Annotated in this window: 14 protein-coding genes; 9 read left to right on the top strand and 5 right to left on the bottom strand. The window is 63.3% G+C overall.

Annotated elements, in window-relative coordinates:
* The first annotated feature begins 32 nt into the window (after positions 1-32).
* The 4 genes from CXY75_RS07875 to CXY75_RS07860 are packed head-to-tail and all read left to right on the top strand — an operon-like array spanning position 33 to position 3430.
* A complete protein-coding gene (locus CXY75_RS07875) occupies positions 33-1022 on the top strand; it encodes an ABC transporter permease (RefSeq protein WP_199182407.1) in 990 nt (329 codons plus the stop codon).
* A gap of 17 nt (positions 1023-1039) precedes the next feature.
* The gene (locus CXY75_RS07870) at positions 1040-2113 is read left to right on the top strand and encodes an ABC transporter permease (RefSeq protein ID WP_104082270.1); all 1074 of its coding nucleotides are present in this window, start codon (positions 1040-1042) and stop codon (positions 2111-2113) included.
* A complete protein-coding gene (locus CXY75_RS07865; RefSeq protein WP_104082269.1) occupies positions 2110-2916 on the top strand; it encodes a triose-phosphate isomerase family protein in 807 nt (268 codons plus the stop codon). Before CXY75_RS07870 ends, CXY75_RS07865 begins: the two co-directional genes overlap by 4 nt.
* A 40-nt stretch (positions 2917-2956) precedes the next feature.
* A complete protein-coding gene (locus CXY75_RS07860) occupies positions 2957-3430 on the top strand; it encodes a ribose-5-phosphate isomerase (protein WP_104082268.1) in 474 nt (157 codons plus the stop codon).
* Positions 3431-3541: 111 nt separating this feature from the next.
* Here the strand turns inward: CXY75_RS07860 and CXY75_RS07855 are convergent, their stop codons facing one another.
* The 3 genes from CXY75_RS07855 to CXY75_RS07845 form a co-directional block, all read right to left on the bottom strand.
* Positions 3542-4378, bottom strand: coding sequence for an ABC transporter permease (locus CXY75_RS07855; protein WP_104082267.1), 837 nt, complete (start codon positions 4376-4378; stop codon positions 3542-3544).
* Positions 4375-5277, bottom strand: coding sequence for an ATP-binding cassette domain-containing protein (locus tag CXY75_RS07850; RefSeq protein WP_104082266.1), 903 nt, complete (start codon positions 5275-5277; stop codon positions 4375-4377). Before CXY75_RS07850 ends, CXY75_RS07855 begins: the two co-directional genes overlap by 4 nt.
* Before the next feature lie 67 nt (positions 5278-5344).
* Positions 5345-6250 (bottom strand): rhodanese-related sulfurtransferase, encoded by a 906-nt coding sequence (locus tag CXY75_RS07845; protein ID WP_104082265.1) that lies wholly within the window; start codon positions 6248-6250, stop codon positions 5345-5347.
* 56 nt (positions 6251-6306) lie between these two features.
* Here CXY75_RS07845 and CXY75_RS07840 point away from each other — a divergent pair, with 56 nt between their 5' ends.
* The 3 genes from CXY75_RS07840 to CXY75_RS07830 all read left to right on the top strand — a co-directional run bounded on the left by CXY75_RS07840 (position 6307) and on the right by CXY75_RS07830 (position 8839).
* Positions 6307-6831 carry a YbhB/YbcL family Raf kinase inhibitor-like protein gene (locus CXY75_RS07840; RefSeq protein ID WP_233201804.1) on the top strand — a complete coding sequence of 175 codons (525 nt, stop codon included), beginning with the start codon at positions 6307-6309 and terminating at the stop codon, positions 6829-6831.
* A 187-nt stretch (positions 6832-7018) separates the two neighbouring features.
* Positions 7019-8098, top strand: a complete 1080-nt coding sequence (locus tag CXY75_RS07835; RefSeq protein ID WP_233201803.1) for an alpha/beta hydrolase — start codon at positions 7019-7021, stop codon at positions 8096-8098.
* Positions 8099-8275: 177 nt separating this feature from the next.
* A complete protein-coding gene (locus CXY75_RS07830) occupies positions 8276-8839 on the top strand; it encodes an acyl-CoA thioesterase (protein WP_369826702.1) in 564 nt (187 codons plus the stop codon).
* Between the two features lie 267 nt (positions 8840-9106).
* Here CXY75_RS07830 and CXY75_RS07825 read toward each other — a convergent pair whose 3' ends face one another.
* A complete protein-coding gene (locus CXY75_RS07825) occupies positions 9107-9613 on the bottom strand; it encodes an SRPBCC domain-containing protein (RefSeq protein WP_104082264.1) in 507 nt (168 codons plus the stop codon).
* A 234-nt stretch (positions 9614-9847) separates the two neighbouring features.
* Between CXY75_RS07825 and CXY75_RS07820 the strand changes: the two genes are divergently transcribed.
* Together CXY75_RS07820 and CXY75_RS07815 are read left to right on the top strand one after the other, a co-directional pair.
* Positions 9848-13576 carry a choice-of-anchor I family protein gene (locus CXY75_RS07820; protein ID WP_233201802.1) on the top strand — a complete coding sequence of 1243 codons (3729 nt, stop codon included), beginning with the start codon at positions 9848-9850 and terminating at the stop codon, positions 13574-13576.
* Positions 13577-13710: 134 nt separating this feature from the next.
* Positions 13711-14595 carry a PPK2 family polyphosphate kinase gene (locus tag CXY75_RS07815; RefSeq protein WP_104082262.1) on the top strand — a complete coding sequence of 295 codons (885 nt, stop codon included), beginning with the start codon at positions 13711-13713 and terminating at the stop codon, positions 14593-14595.
* A 189-nt stretch (positions 14596-14784) separates the two neighbouring features.
* Here the strand turns inward: CXY75_RS07815 and CXY75_RS07810 are convergent, their stop codons facing one another.
* The gene (locus CXY75_RS07810; protein WP_104082261.1) at positions 14785-15291 is read right to left on the bottom strand and encodes a DUF6328 family protein; all 507 of its coding nucleotides are present in this window, start codon (positions 15289-15291) and stop codon (positions 14785-14787) included.
* Positions 15292-15313: the final 22 nt, after the last annotated feature.

Here is a 15313-nt window from a genome sequence, read left to right as displayed (position 1 = left end):
GATCCCTCTTCCGCCGCACATTCGATCGGCCGATGACTTCCATGGAGAAGTACCTCCTCGCGATCATCTTGGTCTACATCGTGATCGTAGCGGTGAAAAACCCCCAGTTTTTCAGCCTCGAGACACTTTTTGACATGATCAGAAACGGGTCGGGAATCATGATCCTCGCTTTGGGGGTGCTGGTGGTTCTCATCTCTGGTGGCATCGATGTGTCGTTCACAGCGATAGCAATCGTGTCGGGATACACCTCAGTACGGCTCATGAAGGTGCTTGGATTCGACAATCTATTGTTCGTCATCCTCGTTGCCGTCGTCATCGGGGCGGTGCTCGGCTCGATCAACGCGCTTCTCATCCATTTCTTCCGGCTGCCAACGCTGATCGTTACCCTCGGTACGGCCAGCGCTTTTCATGGACTCATGGCGATTGCCCTCGGCACGAAGACCTATACGGCGATCGATGTTCCGCAGTCGATGCTCGACTTCGGCTCGTCGAGCCTTCTAACGATCAGCGCTGAGCGCTCGCAATACTCACTTTCGGTCTTTTTTCTCATCGTGCTCGCGTGCATCGTGCTCACCTGGTTCTTGCTTTACCGAACCATGTTGGGTCGTATGGTGTTCGCCATTGGAAGCAATGAAGAGTCGGCATCGCGTATCGGTATCAGCCTCCTCCGAACCAAACTCTTCGTCTATTGCTACTCCGGGTTTCTGTCGGGGCTGATGGGCATCATCTATTTCAGTGGTCTTTCCTACATCAATCCTGTTTCACTCATCGGAACTGAATTGATGATCATCGCCGCAGTTGTGATCGGTGGTGCGAAACTCACCGGTGGCGAGGGCACGATCTTGGGCGCCGTTCTTGGCATCATCATCGTGCAGCTCTTCCAGTCCACCCTGGTCTTCCTGGGATTGGGCGCGTCGTGGAACAACCTGTTCTTTGGGAGCGTGCTCATGGTCAGCCTCGGCATCATGTACTACCGCCAGCGACAGCTGAACAAGCGGTCCCTTGTCTTCTCGTCGAATTAGTACGGAATAGGAACCCGATGCGCTCACTACGAAACCTGGTCCTCCGCGACAAAGAACTCGCCGTGCTCGTCTTTATGACGGCCTGCGTCATCCTCGTGCTCTACATCACGCTCGGCCAACGGCTCTTCTCCCCCACGGGTTTACAGTCGATGTCGGTGCAAGTCAGCGAGTTCGGCTTCTTGGCGCTCGCCATGGCGATCGCCATGCTCACAGGGGGAATCGATCTGTCCGTGGCAGCCGCTGCGAGCCTCGCCGGCATAATGGCGGCCCTCGTTATGTCTGGCCAGATAATCCCCGTGACAGATGAAAACTCAGGAATTTTATTTGTGCTTGGAATCGTTGCGGCTCTCGTTACAGGACTTTTATGCGGCCTTCTCAACGGCTTCCTCATCGCGAAGATCTCGGTGCCGCCGATCCTTGCCACGCTCAGCACGATGATTCTCTTCGCTGGGATTGGGATGGCCATTACGACCGGCCAGAGCGTTCCTGTCCTGGTGCCCTCCTTCGCACAACTCAGTACCTCGGCCGTCGCCAACATTCCGCTTATCTTCATCATGATGGTCGTCGCGTTCCTCGTGGTCGCGTTTGTCTTGAGCCGGACCCGGCTCGGCCGTCGCATCTACCTCTTCGGAGAGAATGAGGTCGCGCTTCGGTTCTCGGGGGTAAGAAGCGAGCGAGTCATTCTGATGAGCTACGCGCTTATCGGGATACTCGTGGGAATCGCAGGAATCATTATGACCTCACGTGCTAACTCGATGCGCGTCGGCGTTGGCGATTCCTATCTGCTTCAAGCTATCCTCGTTGTCGTGTTGGCCGGATTCAATCCGTTCGGTGGCAAGGGGCGCATCATCAGCCTCGCGGTGGGACTCGTGCTGCTGCAGCTGTTGTCTACGGCGTTCAACGCGCTCATGTTCTCCCCATACGCCAAGAACTTTGTCTGGGGTGCCATTCTCTTGCTCGTGATGGTGCTCAATCACTTCGTGCGTCACTGGCGGTTGCGGCAGCCTCCCGAGAAGCCAGCACCACCGGCGCCAGGTCATAAGGAAGAGGTTCGACCCTCGCCGGTGACAGTGTTAATACCGAATCGATGAACGCCAAAATTACTCAAGCCCCCTTCATCCTGGGCTCCAGCCTCAAAATGTATATGGGCCACCAGGCGACTTTGGACTGGGTGCGCGGCGTGCGCGACGTTTGCCGAAACCACCCAGCGGTTCGGTCTGGACTGGCAGAGGTGTTTCTTCTACCCAGCCACCCGGCGATCGTACCGAGTCGGGATCTTTTGGTCGGTTCCGATATTAAATGGGGTGCCCAGGACGTGTTCTGGGAGGACTCGGGCGCATACACCGGAGAGGTGGGGGCCCCGCAACTGCGCGAGATTGGATGCACCTACATAGAACTTGGGCACGCCGAGCGACGCCGTGTACTGGGCGAGACGGATGCGATCGTGTCGGCCAAGACGTATGCCACATTTCGCAACGGGCTCACCCCCGTTCTTTGCATCGGCGAAGATTCCTTGGTGAGCGCCGATGCTGCGTCTCTCGAGTGCATCCGACAGCTCGACGCCTCACTGGAAAAAAGTCGCGAGGTCGGTGCAATCGGCCCCGTCGTTATCGCATACGAGCCCATATGGGCTATCGGTGCGGCCGAATCCGCTCGTCCCGAATATATACGTGACGTCGTTGGCCGAATTCGTGGCTACCTCGCCGCCGATGCCAGCCTGGTGGGAAGCAGGGTGATTTACGGAGGAAGCGCAGGGCCCGGCCTCTTGACCCGCCTCGGCGATGGGGTAGATGGACTCTTCTTGGGCCGATTTGGCCATAACCCCGACGCCTTCGCGTTGATCCTTGACGAGGCCTGGGAGCTCAGCCAAAGGCGTGCCAACCAGGTGTCCTAACCGTTCGTGCAGGTGCTGTGCAGAGAAAAGAGATCCAGGGATGACGCTAAAACCACTACGAATCGTGATCGGCAGCGATGACGCCGGGCATCAGTACAAAGAGATCCTCAAAATGGACCTGTCGACCAATTATCTAGTGAGTTCGCTGATTGACGTCGGCGTCGATAGTGATGGCCATACCGGGTACCCCACGGTTGCAGTTGCCGCCGCAGAGATTGTTGCACGTGGTGAGGCTGACCGCGCCCTGCTGTTCTGTGGAACTGGAATCGGCGTGGCGATTGCAGCGAACAAGGTCGCTGGCATTCGTGCAGCGTCTGCCCATGACAGTTTTTCGGTTGAGCGCCTTGTGCTGAGCAACAACGCCCAGGTGCTGACCATGGGGCAGCGGGTGATTGGTATCGAACTTGCTCGCCGCCTCGTTCGAGAATGGCTCACCTATCGATTCGATGAGACCTCGGCGTCACAGGAAAAAGTGCAACTCATCGATCAGTATGAAGAGACAGGATCTTGCTGATCCAGAGGTCAACGCCGACGTCGACAACCGGTGTCGCAGCGACAACGGCCACGCCCAGCCTGTGTCCCCGTGCCCGACATAGTGAAATAGATGACACGGGTGGACCTGTAGCTAGGTGACGTCTTTCTTCCAGCTCAGGGCGTAGCCGATCACCGTAGCCACCACGGCGTAGCCGAGCAGCACGAGGCCACCCTGCCACCAGTCAAGCGGCGCGGCGCCGGCCGGGTTCGCGAGGGTGAAAACGCTCGCACCGACCAGAGCATCTGAGGCGGCACCGGGCAGAAAGTTGCCGATCTTCGCGGTGATTTCGAGAAACGAGGCCGCGAGGCGCAGCAGTGGTTCAACGAACTGGGTGAACGCGAGCACAATCACGATGGAAGCGACCTGGTTTGGTACCAGCACGCCGAGGCCGACACCGATCGCGGCCCACAGCCCCATGGCCAACAGAATGCGGGCTATCAGCAGCCAGGTCTCCGAGTCGAGTAGCTGTGCATCCACGCCGAACGCGCTCAGCACCCCACCACCGATACCAACGGATGCCGCCAGCGCGACGATCCCCAGGCCAGCGCCGATCAGAATCAGCGTGACCGTCTTGGCCCCGAGCACCACACCGCGGCGCGGTGTGGCCAAAAATGTCGGTGTCAGGGTCTGGTGCCGAAACTCGCCGGTCGTCGCGAGGGCGCCGAGCAGCACCGGAAAGACGTAGCCGACCGAGGACGCAAAGCTGTAGATGATGGGTGGGAGGCTGCCGAAACCAGGATCCGTCGCACCGCCGGTATTCACGGTATCCGGGTTGATCACACCGGTTTGAAGTCCGGCGAACAGTGCCGCGAGGCCGCCGGCGAGCAGGCCGATGTAGCAAAACAGCACGATGGCGAGAATCCACCACAGGCGGGTGCTGAAAATCTTGGCAAATTCGGCCGCGATGGACCGCAGGAACAGTGTCATAGCGGGTGGCCTCCGCCGACGAGGGCGAGAAACGAGTCTTCAAGGCCGGCTTTCTGTCGATGCAGCACGCTCAGTTCGACCCCGGCTTCGAAGGCGAGGTGGCCGAGCAGGGCGGGATCGGGCGTTGCGGCGATGAGTCCGGTGCGGCCGGTCGAGAAGAAGATCCCGGCCGCCGTGAGTACTTTCGCGAGGGCGTCGCGGTCGGGAGAATCCACGATCGTCTGTGGGGTGGCATCCGTGTCGAGACTGGAGAGCGGGCCGAGATGTACGAGCTCGCCGCGGGCGATAATGACGACATCGTCGACGCTCTGTTGCACCTCGGAGAGCAGGTGCGAGCTGACCAAAACGGTGCGGCCCTCGGCGGCCATGTCGCGCAAAAACCCCCGAATCCAGCGGATGCCCTCGGGGTCGAGCCCGTTGATCGGCTCGTCGAGCACAAGCACGCCCGGGTCGCCGAGCAGGGCGTAGGCGAGGCCGAGTCGCTGCCGCATACCGAGCGAGTAGCCGCCGACGCGCTGGGCGGCATGAGCGGCGAGGCCTACCTGGGTGAGCACCTCCAGCACACGTGTGCGCGGCAGCCCGGCGGCGATCGCGTACACGCCGAGGTGGTCGCGAGCGGAACGCCCGGGGTGAAAACTAGCCGCTTCGAGGGCAGCGCCGACAGTGGCAAGCGGATGCGGCAGGTCGCGGTAGCGCACGCCGCCAAAGGTGGCCGTTCCGCTGCTAGCCGCGACCAGCCCGAGCAAAATGCGTAGGGACGTCGTCTTGCCGGCACCGTTCGGACCGAGAAAGCCGGTGACCCGGCCGGGTTCGACGGTGAAAGAGAGGTCGTTGACCGCGCTTGCACCGCCAAAGCGTTTGCTGATGCTGGTGAATTCAATGACCGCGCCGGTAGGCATTCGACCCCCATCTATGGTGTTTCCCAGCCTATTCCCCGATTGACCGTTTTAGGCTGCCGACCGGGGTTTATTTGGTAAAAGCGTGCGCCGCGCAGCTGGGCGCAGCCAGGGCCACGCAGCTCAGGCAGACCACGAGCTGCTGGCGGCACGACGCATCGCGGCAGTTGAGCATGTTCGTGGTGGGCGCGGCGCAAACCTGGCAGGAACCCAGCACGGCAGCCTCTGGAGCGAAATCGATGGACATCCGCTGATCGAAGACGTAAAGCGAACCCGACCAGAGGCCTTCATTGCCGAAGGCCTCGCCGTAGCGCACGATGCCGCCGTCGAGCTGATACACCTCGCCGAATCCACGCGATTTCATGAGACCGCTCAGCACCTCACAGCGGATGCCGCCGGTGCAGTAAGTCACGACCGGCTTGCCCTTGAGGTGGTCATATTTGCCGCTGTCGAGCTCGGCCACGAACTCCCGGGTGTTGGCGACATCGGGCACGACAGCGTCACGAAAATGGCCAATCGCGGCCTCGAACTTATTGCGCCCATCGAAAAAGACGACCTCGTCACCGCGCCCGGCGACGAGCGCGTTAAGTTCGGCTGGTTGCAGTTTGGTGCCGCCGCCGATGACTCCCTCCGTGTCGACGCGGAGTTCGCCGGGGGCGCCGAAGCTCACAATCTCGTCGCGCACCTTGACTACGAGCTTCGGAAAGTCGAGGCTGTGGCCGTGCGCGTCGAGGCCGGTACCCTCGCTCCATTTGAAGTCGATGTTCTTGAACGGCGCGTAGTCGCGGGTCTTGCGAATGTACTTCTTGATGGCCGGCAGGTCGCCGCCCACCGTGCCGTTCAGGCCGTCCTTGGAGATCAGGATGCGTCCGCGCAGGCCGAGTCCGGCGCACAAATCACGCTGCCAGAGGCGCACGGCGTCGGGATCAGCCAGGGGCGTGAAGATGTAATAGAGCAGGATCTTCGGAATGGCCATATACCCATTTTATTGGGGGCGCGTAGGCTGGCCGCACAACCAATAGGAGGCCCTCCGTGACCAACGATCCGCTTGCCCGCTTTGGCGCAGTGCCCCAGTTCGCTCTCACGAGCACCGACATGATCGACGGTAGCCCGTTGCGGCCGGCCCAGTACGGCGCTGCTGCCGGGGGAGCAGATGTCTCCCCCCAGCTCTCCTGGACCGGTTTCCCTCCCGAAACCCAGAGTTTTGCCCTGACCGTGTACGACCCGGATGCCCCGACCGGCTCCGGATTCTGGCACTGGGCCGTGGCAAATCTGCCGGCTTCCGTCACCGAACTCGCAACGGGAGTCACGGCCCTGCCGGCCGGCGCGCTCGTTTTGCCCAACGAGCTGCGCCTGACCTCCTTCGTCGGTGCCGGACCGCCGCCGGGAACAGGCACCCACCGGTACCAATTCATCGTGCACGCCGTCGACGTGCCGACTCTGGACCTCGACGTGCAGTCCACGCCGGGGGTTCTCGGCTTCAACCTGCACTTTCACACGATCGCGCGTGCGGTGTTGGAGGCGACCGGAGTCGCGGGCGGGGCATCCGCTGGCTGAGGGAGGCGGCGGAATACCCACCTGAAACCGGGAGTCACCCCCAAATGGGGTCCTTCCCAGTGGGGATTCGGGGGAGTCGACTTAACCTCAAGTAATGAGTCATACCAGCACCACGTTCGACGTTGTTCGTCCCGCTACCCGTTCTCTTTCCCCAGCTTCGATAGAACGCGTCCGTGACTCTCAGTCGGTGCCCGGTGTCGCAGTTCCGGTCAGTGCAGTTCCGGTCAGGGCGGCTCCGATTAGCGCGGCCACGACCTGGCTGCACGGCATCCGTTTGCACGCCGACGGGGTGACCGTCGACCGGTCTACGCACCGGGAGACGGGCGTGCGTCGGCTGCCGGTCTGGGCGTGGCGCGCACTGATGCTTCGGCGGGCGGTGCCGGTGCATAAGTTCAACCTGAACCCCATCGATTCGGTCGAGTACGATCTCGATCTCGACTACATCGGTGACGGCCAGAAAAATCACCGGCTCGACGTTCTCGTGCCGAAGCGCGATCCCGGCGCGCTCGCCGAACCGCTGCCCGTTTACGTCTACTTTCACGGCGGCGGCTGGACCTCTGGCGATAAGGACCCGCTCACCAAGTACTGTGCGAGCCAGGCGGCCGAGGGCATGATCGTGGTCAACGCCAACTATCGCATGGCCACGCGGTTTCAGCTGGGGCACATGATGCAAGACGGCAACGCGGTACTGGACTGGGTCGCCCGCAACATTGCTGCATACGGGGGCGACCCGACGCGCATCGTGCTCGGCGGCGACTCCGCCGGTGGCCACATTGCGGCGTTGCTCACGGCTGCCGCCTACGAGCCCGCGCTCGCCGAACACTATGAGATCCGGCCACCAATCGCTGCCCGCAGCCTGCGTGGTCTGGTGCAGCACTGCAGCATCGCCGACTTCTCGGTGCTGTTTGATCGCGGTTTTGTGTTGAGCCTGAACTTCGTGCGGATGCTGCTGCCCGAGCGAGGTCGCGGCCTGCACCTGCGCACAGCGGCCCGGTTCATGTCACCAATCGAGTGGCTGGACCGGGGGTTTCCGCCGGTTTTCGTCACCACCTCGGAGCGAGACTACTTCTACCGCGCCAACCTCAACTTCATCGAGGCGCTGCGGGAGCGCAAGATTCGCGTCGACACTCTGATCTACGGGCGGCGCAGCGTCAATACCAAGCACACCTGGCAGCAGGACGACTCGCACCCAGAATCGCAGGAGGTCTACCGCCGCCTCGGCGCGTTCGTGCGCGCCGTTGCGCCGCGCGCCGTAGCCGCGCTCTGAGCTGTTCGACGGCTGAGCTGTTCGGCAGCCGGGTTGAACCTGTGTGCCGGTCGCGGCGAACGGCAGCACCGCGATGTGTGGCTCATCATGCACGTCACCACCGTTGCGGCACCGGATGCTGGCGCTCACCCACAACGGATTGCCCGCCAGAGTCGCGGCCTCGCTAGCATCGGGGACGTGCATATGTTCTTTCGAACCCTCCTCCACGCCCTGCTGTCGCGCTTCGGTCCCCGGCTCGGCCACTTCGATGTAGCGCGCACCAACTTTGTGACGCTGCCGACCGACCAGGATATTTTGCGGCACATGAACAACGGCGTCTACCTGTCCATCATGGACGTGGCGCGCTTCGACATGCTGCAGCGCACCGGCGTCTGGGCCATCTTCAAGGAGCGCGGCTGGTACCCCGTCGTGGTCTCCGAGACGATCAGCTTTCGCAAGTCGCTGAGGCTCGGCCAAAAATTCACCGTCGAGTCGCGCATCATCGGCTTCGACGAGAAGGCCGTGTACGTCGAGCAACGCTTCGTACGACCGGATGCCGACGGCTCGCCCGAAATCTACGCCCACGGCTACATTCGTGGTCGCTTTCTCAAGCGCGCCGGTGGAATCGTCACGATCGACGAGTTGCTCGCGGCCATCGGTGTCGCCCCCGACGACGTGAGCGTGCCCGACTGGCTGCTGGAGTGGGCAAGCACCGCCGCCGTTCCGCCCACGCGGGCCCCAGCCCCCAGCCTCTGGCACTAGTCGGTCGGTTTCCGGTGCGTGCCGGGACAGGACTTCGCGGCGCGCGGGCGTTGCGCCGCTGCGCGGGAGGCCGAACTCCCGCGCACTGGCGCACGTCCCGCGCGTCGCGTGGCGCGGGAGTTCGGGCCATGCCGGAACTCCCGCGCGGCGCCACAGGTCCCGCGCGGCGCCACAGGTCCCGCGCGGCGCCACAGGTCCCGCGCAGCGATCCCGCCCCAACGGATGCCCGGCGCCCGGCTTCCCGCTCTCGCGAGATGTGGAAGGGGATTAGGCGGTGTGGGCCGGAACGATGAGGTCTTTGTAGAAGTGGGCGTGGGCGGGGTAGTAGTGCTCCCACTGCGGTAGCGGCAGACCGGCGCGCGATGCGACGAGGCGATCCAGATAGTAATCCCAGCCGGGGCCGACCGTGGCAGCATCAGACGGTGAACGCAAGCGTTGCCCAAAGGTCAGATTGGTCATGCCATCGCCCTCGACCAGGTGGAACATGGCGCGCCAGGAATCTTCGCCCTCGCCAAAATCGCCGTTGAAGCGATGCGGAGCCTGGCATTCGCGAACGCACACATACTCCCACTTGGCATCCGCTTCGGCCGTCATCTTGAACTTGACCGCTCCGGTGGCCGGCGAACCGGTGTAGGTGCCGATCCACTTCTCGAGCTCGGTGGGGCGGGTCAGGCTCTCCCAGACCTGTCCGATCGGTGCGTTGAATAGCCGATTGAGCATGAGGTACAAGCCGTCTTCGCGGTGAACGAGACGGCCGGTGGGCCTGGCTGACATGGTGACCTCCACTATGAGTGAAACGCGAGTCTGACCATAGGCTAGGCCTCTTTCGGCGCCTCGGCTATACGCTCGGCCTCCTCGAGAATGGTCATCGCGATGTCGCGCCTGCCGTGCCAGTTGACCCGCTGCCGCGCCGCGAACCGGCTCCACGTCACCTTCCGTTTACCTACGAGTCACCTGCGTCTCCTACACAGGAAAACATCCATTGTCTGCAACAGGAGGATCTTTCGTATGAGACGCCCCATTCGCCGCCGAATACCCGTTGTCACCATGGCCGCCTTGGCCTGCGCCGCGCTCACGGCTGCTCCCCTCGTATCGGCGGTGCCCGCGGCATCCGCTGCCATCGTCACCGCGCCGATCGCCGCTCCGGGTATCGACTCGTACTTCACCCTGTCGCCGCTCGGCAGCTACGAAACCGGCACCTTTGACAAGTCCGCCGCCGAAATCGTCACCTACCACGCCGCCAGCCAGCGCCTCTTCGTAGTCAATGCCGCCGAGGGCGCCGTCGACGTGCTGAGCATCAGCGATGCAACCGCTCCCGAAAAGAAGTTCTCCCTCATCGCCGAGGGCGCCGCGATTGACGGCGGTAGCGAGCTCGTTCCGGCCGGCTCGACCGCCAACTCCGTAGCCGTGCGCGCCGACGGCCTCGGTGCCATCGCGATCGAATCGCCCACCAAAACGGATGCCGGTTGGCTGGTCTTCTTCGACGCCAACGCCGCAACGCCCACCGTTCTCGGTGCTGTCGCGGTCGGGGCCCTGCCCGACATGGTGAGCATCTCGGCCGATGGCAACTACGCCGTCGTCGCCAACGAGGGCGAGCCGAACGATGCCTTCACAATCGACCCCGAAGGATCAGTGAGCGTCGTCACGCTGCCGAGCGCAATCGAAGCGCCGGCTCAGTCTGCCGTCGCCACGGCCGACTTTCACGCCTACGAAACCGGTGGTACCAAGACGCTGCCCAAAGACGTGCGCGTCTTCGGACCGACAGTCAACACCATCAACCCGATCTCGGCGAACCTCGAACCCGAATATGTTGCGATCGACGGCCTCACCGCCTACGTCGCACTGCAAGAGGCCAACGCGGTCGCTGTCATCGATCTCGTGACCGCCACGGTCGAGGACATCTGGCCTCTCGGCTTCCAGGACCATGGCGAAGACGGCAACGGCATTGACGCCTCTGACAAGGACTCGATGGTCAACATTCAGACCTACCCCGGCCTGAAGGGCATCTACATGCCCGATGGCATGAACGCCTACACGGCGGGCTCGGGCGAAACCTACCTGGTCACCGCCAACGAGGGCGACGCCCGCGAGTGGGGCGACTACGTCGAAGGCGAACGCGCCAAGAAGCTCACGATCTGCGAGACCAGCCCGCTGTTCGGCCTGAACACCGATGCCGCGATGGGGCGCCTCAACGTCACCACCGAGAACGGCTTCAACGAAGCCAACCAGTGCTACGACGAGCTCTACGCCTTCGGCTCGCGCTCCTTCTCGATCTGGAACACCGACGGCGCCCAGACCTTCGACTCCGGCGACGACTTCGAACAGATCACCTATGCTGCCAACCCCGAGTACTTCAACTCCAACCACAGCGAGTCGAACCTCGAGGGCCGCAGCGACGACAAGGGTCCGGAGCCGGAGAACCTTGCCATCGGTAACATCGACGGCCGCAGCTACGCCTTCATCGGCCTTGAACGGGCCGGCGGCATCATGGCCTACGACATCACCGACCCGACCAACGCGCAGTTCGTGACGTATCTCAACAACCGCAACTTCGCCGTATCGATGGAAGATTCGGTAGATGCCGGAACCGGTGCCACCGACCTGCCGCTGGCCGGCGACCTCGGCCCAGAGGGCGTCACGTTCATCTCCGCCGACGACTCACCCACCGGTGAGCCGATGCTCGCCGTCGGCAACGAGGTCTCCGGAACCACCACGATCTTCGCGATCAACACCAAGGCTCCGGTCAACACCGAAATTCAAATCCTCGGCATCAACGACTTTCACGGTCGTATCGAAGCCAACGCGAATAACAAGGAAGCCGGCGCGGCCGTTCTGGCCGGAGCCGTCGCTCAGCTGAAGACCGAAAACCCGAACACCCTGTTCGTCTCCGCTGGCGATAACATCGGCGCCTCAACGTTCACCTCGTTCTCGCAGCAGGACGAACCGACCATTGACGCCCTTCTCGCGGCCGGGCTGGACGCATCCGTTGTGGGAAACCACGAGTTCGACGGCGGCTGGGACGACCTCAGTAACCGGGTCGTCTCGTCGTTCGGCGACCCGCGTTACGCGCTCGGCGCCAACGTGTACCTGAAGGGCAGCACAACCCCGGCGCTCGATGAATACTGGGTGACGGAGGTTGACGGCGTGCGAGTTGGCTTCATCGGAACCGTCACCGAGCAGACCGCGTCGATGGTTTCCCCGGCCGGAATCGCCGACATTGAGTTCGGCGACCAGCTCGAGGCCGCCAACCGCGTAGCCGCGCAGCTGCAAGATAACGACGTGACCAACGGTGAAGCCGATGTCATTGTGCTGCTCACCCACGAGGGTGGCGTCGGCACGGAGTGCGCGGCAATCGGCGCGGCCGACAGCCTCTACGGCGACCTGATTCGCGGAGCATCGGCCAACATCGACGCGATTCTCTCCGGCCACACGCACGCCACCTACAACTGTTCCTACCCGGTCGAGGGCTGGGCTGACGGGCTGAACCGCCCGGTTATGCAGAGCGGGCAGTACGGCATGAACCTCGACCAGTTGACCATCACGGTTGACCCGGCCACCAACGCGGTCGTGTCGCTAACCAGCGCACTTCTGCCGTTGCACGACGGCACGACCGGCCTCTACCCGGCCGACGCCACCGTGGCGCAGATCGTGACGGATGCCGTCACCCAGGCCGATATCGCCGGCTCGGTAGAAGTTGGCGCGATCAGCGACGACATCACCCGCGCCGACGGTGGCGCCGACCGGGGTTCGGAATCGACCCTCGGCAACCTCGTCGCGGACATTCAGCTCTGGGCCACCTCGAACGCGGCCTTTGGCGGCGAACCGGCCGAGATCGCCTTCATGAACCCGGGCGGCGTGCGCGACGACCTGCTCTACAACGTCGACGGCAAGGTCACCTATAAAGAGGTCGCCAACGTGCAGCCCTTCGCCAACACCCTCGTCACCATGGATCTCACCGGTGTCCAGGTGCGAGCGATTCTCGAGGAACAGTGGCAGCCAGACGGATCCTCCCGCGCCAAGCTGCACCTCGGCGTCTCGGAGGGCTTCAGCTACCTCTACGACCCCGCCGCAGTCCGCGGAGAGCACATCGTCGACATGACACTGAACGGTGTCGCTATTGCCCCGACCGATGTGTTCCGCGTCGCGACGAACTCGTTCCTGGCTTCCGGCGGCGACAACTTCACCACCTTCGCCGCGGGAACCGACGCCACCGACACCGGCCAAATCGACCTCACGGCGACCGTCGAGTACTTCGAGCAGCACGCGCTCGTCGATCCGGCTCCGCTTGGCCGCGCCGTGCTGGCCGGCACCGACTGGGCCAGCGTTGACGCCGGCGACGCCGTCTTCACCCCGGGCGAGCGGGTGACCGTCACGGTCTCCGGGCTGAACCCCGGCCAGCTGATCACCGGAACCCTGTACTCCGTGCCGGTCGACCTCGGCACCTTCGCGGCGAATGCTGCCGGAGTGGCCACGTTCTCCGCGGTGATCCCGGCGAACACTCCCGTCGGGGCGCACACGCTCGTGATCAGCTCGGTCGGTCTTCAGCCGATCAGCCTCGCGGTGACCGTGGTTGCGGTCGGTTCAGCGACGGCCGCGACTACCACGAGCGCCCTCGGCGTCATCCCGGCGCTCGGCGGGTCCCTCGCCCCGATCGGCCTCGCAGCCCTGCTCCTGCTGCTCGGCGGCGGTCTGTTGCTGGTTCGTCGCCAGCGCCTCGCTGCGAACGCGCGGGTTTAGCACACCTCAGAAACGGATGCCCCGGCGCGCGCCCGCGCCGGGGCATCCGTCTGTCTGGCCGCCAGATGCGCGCCACCGTGAGCGGGGAACGGATGCAGCCGGGCTCTGGCGCCCGGGCCTGCTGGAGGTGCATTATGGGAACAACTGAGAGGTGCACCGTGGCCAAGGACATCAGAAGTTTCTGGAGCGAAGACCCGATCAACGCACTGCGAGTGACCCCCGGCTTCAGGCTTGCGACGCTCGATACGGGGTCAACGCCGGGTTTCACGGGTTCTAAAAAAGACTCGGCCGCCGCGGCAACCCAGGCGGCCGGTATCCTCTCGCACCTGCAGGAGATGCTCTTCGCCAACAGTAGGTGTGGGGATAACCGCAAGCTTCTGCTCGTGCTGCAGGCCATGGATACGGCCGGCAAGGGCGGAATCGTTCGACACGTTGTCGGCGCGGTCGACCCGCAGGGAGTCAGCCACTTCGCCTTCAAGGCGCCCACCAAGGCGGAGCTCACGCACGACTTTCTCTGGCGTATCCGCAAGCAACTGCCTGCGCCCGGAATGATCGGCGTGTTCGATCGTTCGCACTATGAAGACGTGTTGATCGCCCGCGTGCACGAGCTCGCCCCGCCGGCCGAGATCACCGCGCGCTACGACCAGATCAACGCGTTCGAGCAGGAACTCGTCGATGATGACACCACCGTGATCAAGATCATGCTGCAAATCAGCTCCGCCGAGCAGAAGTCCCGCCTCGGTGAACGTCTGGGTCGCCCAGACAAATATTGGAAGTATCACCGGGTAGACGTTGACGAGCGGATGCACTGGCCTGCCTATCAGCACGCCTATCAGATTGCGCTCGAGCGCACCTCGACGGCGGCGGCGCCGTGGTTTGCGGTGCCGGCCGACCATAAATGGTACGCGCGCCTGGCGGTGCAGCACCTGCTCATCGACGCTCTGAAGGGGATGGTGCTGGCCTGGCCGGAAGCATCCTTCGACATCGAAGAAGAAAAGTTGCGCCTGTCAACGACCTGACGCTGCCGACCATCGGTTGCCGCCTCCGAGCGTGCGCTGGCGTGCCTGATATGGGTGCGTGCTTCGATAACGGTCATAGCGGCTGCCAGTTTCGGGGGCGGTCTCGCGAGTAGCGGATGCGCCCGGTCGGGCAGGCGGGCGGCGGCAGTCCTGTTGCGGTCTCGGCACACTCGACCAGCGACGGGGAGGCTAGGCGCGTTTCCAGCGCGATACCGCGCGGGAGAGGATTAGCCAGCTCAGACTGATTAAGAGGAGTACGACGGAAGCGGCGATGAGGCCGGCGCTTCGACCCAGTGCCACATCGAAGATGAAGACGAGAGTGCCGGACACCACGACGGCCACTCCTACCAGCGTGGCGCGCACCAAGACGCTGCCGATCTGCACGATGTGCGCCATTGCGTGCTGCCGGAACAGTAGCCGGTGCAAGATTACGGGACCAAGCCCGAGGGCCGTGGTCAGTGCCGTCACGGAGACCAAGATGAGGTACAGCGTGACCTGGTACCGGTCGAGCTCGGTAAAACGCGTTTGGAAGGCGACGGCGAGCAGAAAACCGCCGATGATCTGCGTGCCGGTTTGGGTGACGCGCAGCTCCTGCAGCAGGGAATTCCAGTTGCGATCAAGCCGTTCGTTCGCGGTCTCGGTGCGGCCGTCCTCAGGTGCAACATCCGAAGCTGATGCTGAATCCGGAGGGGTCATGCTCCGAATGCTAGTGCGATCT

Origin of the sequence: Cryobacterium sp. Y11, from assembly GCF_002929535.1 — a bacterium.
Taxonomy (GTDB): domain Bacteria; phylum Actinomycetota; class Actinomycetes; order Actinomycetales; family Microbacteriaceae; genus Cryobacterium.
This window is presented reverse-complemented; position numbering and strand designations above follow the sequence as displayed.

Coding starts and splice junctions, on each gene's coding strand:
- CXY75_RS07875 (WP_199182407.1), top strand. CDS start 33: ATGACTTCCATGGAGAAGTACCTCCTCGCGATCATCTTGGTCTACATC.
- CXY75_RS07870 (WP_104082270.1), top strand. CDS start 1,040: ATGCGCTCACTACGAAACCTGGTCCTCCGCGACAAAGAACTCGCCGTG.
- CXY75_RS07865 (WP_104082269.1), top strand. CDS start 2,110: ATGAACGCCAAAATTACTCAAGCCCCCTTCATCCTGGGCTCCAGCCTC.
- CXY75_RS07860 (WP_104082268.1), top strand. CDS start 2,957: ATGACGCTAAAACCACTACGAATCGTGATCGGCAGCGATGACGCCGGG.
- CXY75_RS07855 (WP_104082267.1), bottom strand. CDS start 4,378: ATGACACTGTTCCTGCGGTCCATCGCGGCCGAATTTGCCAAGATTTTC.
- CXY75_RS07850 (WP_104082266.1), bottom strand. CDS start 5,277: ATGCCTACCGGCGCGGTCATTGAATTCACCAGCATCAGCAAACGCTTT.
- CXY75_RS07845 (WP_104082265.1), bottom strand. CDS start 6,250: ATGGCCATTCCGAAGATCCTGCTCTATTACATCTTCACGCCCCTGGCT.
- CXY75_RS07825 (WP_104082264.1), bottom strand. CDS start 9,613: ATGTCAGCCAGGCCCACCGGCCGTCTCGTTCACCGCGAAGACGGCTTG.
- CXY75_RS07820 (WP_233201802.1), top strand. CDS start 9,848: ATGAGACGCCCCATTCGCCGCCGAATACCCGTTGTCACCATGGCCGCC.
- CXY75_RS07815 (WP_104082262.1), top strand. CDS start 13,711: ATGGGAACAACTGAGAGGTGCACCGTGGCCAAGGACATCAGAAGTTTC.
- CXY75_RS07810 (WP_104082261.1), bottom strand. CDS start 15,291: ATGACCCCTCCGGATTCAGCATCAGCTTCGGATGTTGCACCTGAGGAC.